Below are 5,000 nucleotides of genomic sequence, written 5' to 3'. Positions count from 1 at the left end.
GTTCCGCGCCGTCCCGCAAGGGCGGCGCGGAACTGCATCACCAAGACGAACGGATGGGGCGTCACCGGCTTTTGATTTCCGGGCCGGGCTCTATCTTGGCAAAATGCGTCAGGAGGAACGGCCATGAACCGTCGCGATTTTCTCTGGAGCGGGGCGGCCGCCACCGCTCTCATCGTCGGATCCGCAGCGATGCTGCGCGCCGGCGGACCGAAACCCGATCTCGCCGCCGAAACGTTCGAGGTCACCAAGACCGACGCCGAATGGCACGCCATTCTTTCGGACGAGGCTTTCGACGTGCTGCGCAAGCAGGGCACGGAATATCCCGGCACCAGTCCGCTGCTCAACGAGCATCGCAAGGGTATCTTCGCCTGCGCCGGCTGTGACCTGCCGGTCTATTCGTCGGAGACGAAATTCGATTCCGGCACCGGCTGGCCGAGCTTCTGGCAGGAGATCGCCAACTCCATCGGCAAGACCGTGGACAATTCACTCGGCATGACGCGCACCGAGGTGCATTGCCGCCGCTGCGGCGGTCATCTCGGCCATGTCTTCGACGATGGCCCGGCGCCCACAGGCCTGCGCCATTGCATCAACGGCGTGGCGCTGAGCTTCAAGCCGGCCGCGGCTTGAGCGGTCCCCCGGCGCCAACAGAGCTCAATCGCATAGGGTAGCGCCGCCCCCTCATCCGGCCGCTTCGCGGCCACCTTCTCCCCCAGGGGAGAAGAGATTGGCGCCGGCGCCGACAGTCTCCTCTCCCCTCGGGGGTCCGAAGGACGGGCGAGATCCGTGGCTCGCCCCGGAATGGTCAGCCGAGTGAAGCGGAGGCTGGGTGAGGGGGAGCGCCCTATGCGATTTCTCCAAAAAGAATGACCCCGGAAATCGTCGCCGATTTCCGGGGTCACATGTTGAGGAGACCAGGCGGGGGTTCCGGCTCCTCAATGGCCTCCGCCGCCACCGCCGCCCTGCTGGGCCGGCTTGTTGATGAACAGCACGAAGAATCCAAGCGAGGCGAACAGCACGGTCAGCATCATGAACACGTCCATGAAGGACAAGAGCGCCGCCTGCTGGTGCACCATGCCCGACAGTTTCGACATCGCCGCGCTGCCCGCGTCGAGGCCCGCGGTCTGCTCGAAGTTCAGCGTCATGTTCTGCAGCTTGGTCTGTGCGGCCTGGCTGCCCCACTGCACATGCTCGGCAAGCCGCGCATAGTGGAAAGCGTTGCGGTCGATCAGCACCGTGTTGATCAGCGCGAGGCCCACGGCACCGCCGAGATTGCGGGTCAGGTTGAATAGGCCGGACGCATTCTTCAGCCGTTCCGGCGGCAAAGTGCCGAGCGCGATGTTGTTGATCGGCACCATGCACAGCATCATCGAGCAGCCGCGCAGGATCTGCGGGATCAAGAGTTCGTAGAAATCCCAGTCGGCGGTGAGATGCGTCATCCACCAGGTGCCGGTGGCGAAGCCGGCGAAGCCGATCATCATCATCAGCCTGAGATCGATCTTGTTCGACAGGATGCCGGCGACCGGCGCGGTGAAGAACATCGCCAGGCCGCTGACGAACAGCGCCTCGCCGATCATCATCGAATCGTAGCCGCGGATGCGTCCCAGGAACACCGGATAGAGGTAGGTGAGCCCGTAAAGGCCGATGCCGACGACGAAGGAGAACAGCGAACCGAAGGCGAAGTTGATGTTGCTGAAGGCCCTCAGGTCGACGATCGGCTCCTCGGCGGTGAAGACGCGCCAGAAGAAGATGACGCCGCCTATGGTCATGATGATGGCGCAGGCAAACACGGCCGGCTCCTGCAGCCAGTCATGGTTCGGGCCTTCCTCCAGCACATATTCCATGCAGCCGAGGAAGGCGGCCATGCCGGCCAGGCCCCACCAGTCGAACTTGGAGAACAGCTTCAGGTTGGGCTTGTCGAAATCGATCAGCGCCCAGGCGGCAGTCGCCACCAAAATGCCGGGCACGACATTGATCAGGAACAGCCAGTGCCAGGACATGGCATGGCTGATATAGCCGCCGACCGTCGGGCCGATCGTCGGCGCCAGCGTCGCCACCAGGCCGATCATCGGCGAGACGACGGCGCGCTTGGAAGGCGGGAAGATGGTGAAGGCGGCTGCGAACACGCTGGGGATCATGCCGCCGCCGATGAAACCCTGGATGGCGCGGTAGACGATCATCTGGTCGATATTGGTGGCCGTCGCTGCCAGCGCGCTGGCAGCGGTGAAGCCGGCGGCCGCGGCGGTAAACAGCACGCGCGTCGACAGCATGCGGCTGAGGAAGCCCGACAGCGGGATCATCACCACCTCGGCGATCAGATAGGCGGTCTGCACCCACGGGATCTCATCGGAGCTGGCGCTGAGCCCGGCCTGGATTTCCGACAGCGATGCCGAGACGATTTGGATGTCGAGGATCGCCATGAACATGCCGAACACCATCGCCAGGAAGGCGATGACGCGGCGCACCGGCATATGGTCCGCGGGCAGGGCCGGCGCGGCGGCTGCCGGACGTGCGGGCATTGATCCTGCGGTGATGGTTGCGGTTGCCATGTCATGGCCTCCTTAAGCAATTCTCGAAGACAAGCGCGTGGCGCTCCGGAATTGCGTCGAAACGGATAAAGCAGGCTGGGCGGCTCGGCGCTCGATTGGCCACCGAACCGCCCCCCAATCAGTTGGTCGTCGAGGCCGGCGCGGTACGGCTGTCGACGGCGACGACGACGCTGAGGCCGGCGCGCAGCTTGCCGGTCTTCAAGACGTCGGCCGGCACGTCGATGCGCACGGGCACGCGCTGCACCACTTTGGTGAAGTTGCCGGTGGCGTTTTCCGGCGGCAACAGCGAGAACACCGCGCCCGAAGCCGGCGCCAGCGAGGAGACCGTGCCTTCGAAGCTCTGGCCGTCGATCGCGTCGACGGTGATGCGGACCTTCTCGCCGGGCACCATGCGGCCGAGCTGCGTCTCCTTGAAGTTGCCGACGATGTAGAGCTTGTCCATCGGCACGACGACGGCAAGCTTCTGGCCGGGGCTGACGAGGTCGCCCTGCTCGACCGAGCGGTTGCCGACGACGCCGTCATAGGGCGCCTTCAGCACGGTGAAGGAGAGGTCGCGCTGGGCCTTGTCGCGGGTGAGCTGCAGCGAGGCGAGCGTCGAGGCCGATTCCGCGCGCTGGGCTTTCAGAACGCCGATATTGGCCTGCGCCGCGGCGATCTGCGCATCGGCGCCGACAAGCGCCGCCTTGGCCTGGTCGAGCGCGGTCTGGGCGTCGTCGAGCTGCGCCTGCGTGCCGACATGGGTCTTGAGCAGTTGCGCGGCGCGCACCTGGGCGCGGCCGGCATTGTCGGCGGCGGCCTGGTCGGCGACCTTCTGCGCCTCGGCCTGCGACAGCGAGGCCTGCGCGGCCTTGGTCTGCGCGTCGATGCGGTCGAGCGTCTTCGCCAGCGTGGCGATCTGCGCTTCGGCCTGGGCGACGGCTATTCTGTAGTCGCCATTGTCGATGACGAACAGCGGATCGCCGGCCTTGACCTGCTGGTTCTCGCTCACCAGCACCTTGTCGATATAACCGGAGATTTTCGGCGACACGAACGACATGTCGGCCTGGACATAGGCGTCGTCGGTGGAGATCATGAACCGGCCGTCGGTCCAGTAGTTATAGCCATAGTAGGAACCGGCGCCGAGCAGGGCGAGGCCGATGACCGGCAAAAGGAAAGAGCGCACCGAACGCTTCTTCTTGGCGGGTGCTTCACCCGCGGGCGCGGCAACCGGGGCGGCGGGCTGGACAGGGATTTCCGGAGCCTCGGTCGACGGTTGGACCTTGGCGTTGGGAAACGTGCGGACTTCGGCGGTGGCGGGCGCGTTGGAGGACATGGGTATCTCTCTGGATGTCAGTCATACTGAACCGTTCGGTTCGAATTGGTGATTGACATAGCGCGGAAAGAGGACCATATCAAGAGGAAATCGAACCGAGTGGTTCGAAATATTTTCAAGGAATGACTTCCATGGTCGACACGACAGCCGATAGCGATCTGCTCGACTTACGCAAGGGCCGGCCGGCAGCCGGGCAGGACCCAGTCAAGCGCGCCCAGATCATCGAAGGCGCCCGCCGCGTCTTCATAGACAAAGGCTTCGAGGCCGCCTCGATGAACGACATCACGCGCGAGGCCGGCGTCTCCAAGGGCACGATCTACGTCTATTTCGAAAACAAGGAAGAGCTGTTCGAGGCTCTCATCGAGGAAGAACGCGGCACCATCTTCAAGAACTTGTATGAGGTGCTCGATCATTTCGAGGACCTGCGCAAGACGCTGGTGAAGTTCGGCATGGCGCTTTCGATCAAGATCACTTCGGCCAAGGTCATCCAGGCCCAGCGCACCGTCGTCGGCGCCGCCGACCGGATTCCCGAGCTCGGCGCGCGTTTCTACGAGCGCGGCCCGAAGCGGGGCCATGACAAGGTCATGGCTTTCCTCAATGAAGCCATTGAACGCGGCCTGCTCAAGATCGACGATGTCGACGTTGCCGCCTATCAGTTCACCGAGCTTTGCCTCGCCGGCCTGTTTCGCCAGTGCATCTTTTCCTACCGCACCAAGGCGCCGACCCAGGCCGAGATCGAGCGTATCGTGAAATCCGGCGTCGACGTCTTCCTCAAGGCCTACGGCACGGAAAAATTCCTCGCCGAGGAAAAGGCGCTGCAATCGGCCTGACCACTCCGGGCATGTGAATCCCAAAGCGTGCGAAGCAAGGCTGGGAGGCCTCGCCGTGTCTTGTGACGCTCGTCGCGATCGTCCCCCCGACCCCTCTGAAAATATTGGTAGGCATCCCTCCGGCACGCGCATTCGGAAGGACCTGTTAACCATCGCTTCCTATGTCTCGGGGGACGTTCAATCGGCGAGTCTCGAGTATGACATCCATGCGCTTTCCCCGTGCCAATCTTTCCGGCGCTTCCGCTTATCAGGGCGACGACGATCACGGCGCGGACGGGCGCCGGAAAGATTGGCACGGGGAAAGCGCATGGA

At 63.9% G+C, this 5,000-nt stretch carries 4 protein-coding genes; 2 read left to right on the top strand and 2 right to left on the bottom strand.

Features of this window, described 5'->3' with window-relative positions; translation table 11 throughout:
• Window positions 1-123: 123 nt before the first annotated feature.
• Entirely contained in the window at window positions 124-627 is a 504-nt protein-coding gene (gene msrB / locus EOA24_RS27145; protein WP_126080180.1) for a peptide-methionine (R)-S-oxide reductase MsrB, read from the top strand.
• A 305-nt stretch (window positions 628-932) separates the two neighbouring features.
• Here msrB and EOA24_RS27135 read toward each other — a convergent pair whose 3' ends face one another.
• On the bottom strand, window positions 933-2,516 hold the full coding sequence (locus EOA24_RS27135; RefSeq protein ID WP_245467362.1) for a DHA2 family efflux MFS transporter permease subunit: 1,584 nt from the start codon (window positions 2,514-2,516) through the stop codon (window positions 933-935).
• A 148-nt stretch (window positions 2,517-2,664) separates the two neighbouring features.
• Complete coding sequence (locus EOA24_RS27130) at window positions 2,665-3,858, bottom strand: HlyD family secretion protein (protein WP_127255886.1); 1,194 nt, start codon at window positions 3,856-3,858, stop codon at window positions 2,665-2,667.
• 131 nt (window positions 3,859-3,989) lie between these two features.
• Here EOA24_RS27130 and EOA24_RS27125 point away from each other — a divergent pair, with 131 nt between their 5' ends.
• The gene (locus EOA24_RS27125; RefSeq protein ID WP_189343303.1) at window positions 3,990-4,688 is read left to right on the top strand and encodes a TetR/AcrR family transcriptional regulator; all 699 of its coding nucleotides are present in this window, start codon (window positions 3,990-3,992) and stop codon (window positions 4,686-4,688) included.
• The last annotated feature ends 312 nt before the right edge of the window (window positions 4,689-5,000 follow it).

The sequence above is a fragment of the Mesorhizobium sp. M2A.F.Ca.ET.039.01.1.1 genome, assembly GCF_003998035.1.
In the GTDB taxonomy this organism is placed as follows: domain Bacteria; phylum Pseudomonadota; class Alphaproteobacteria; order Rhizobiales; family Rhizobiaceae; genus Mesorhizobium.
The sequence above is the reverse complement of the archived record's forward strand: the minus strand, read 5'-3'. Positions and strand labels throughout refer to the sequence as shown.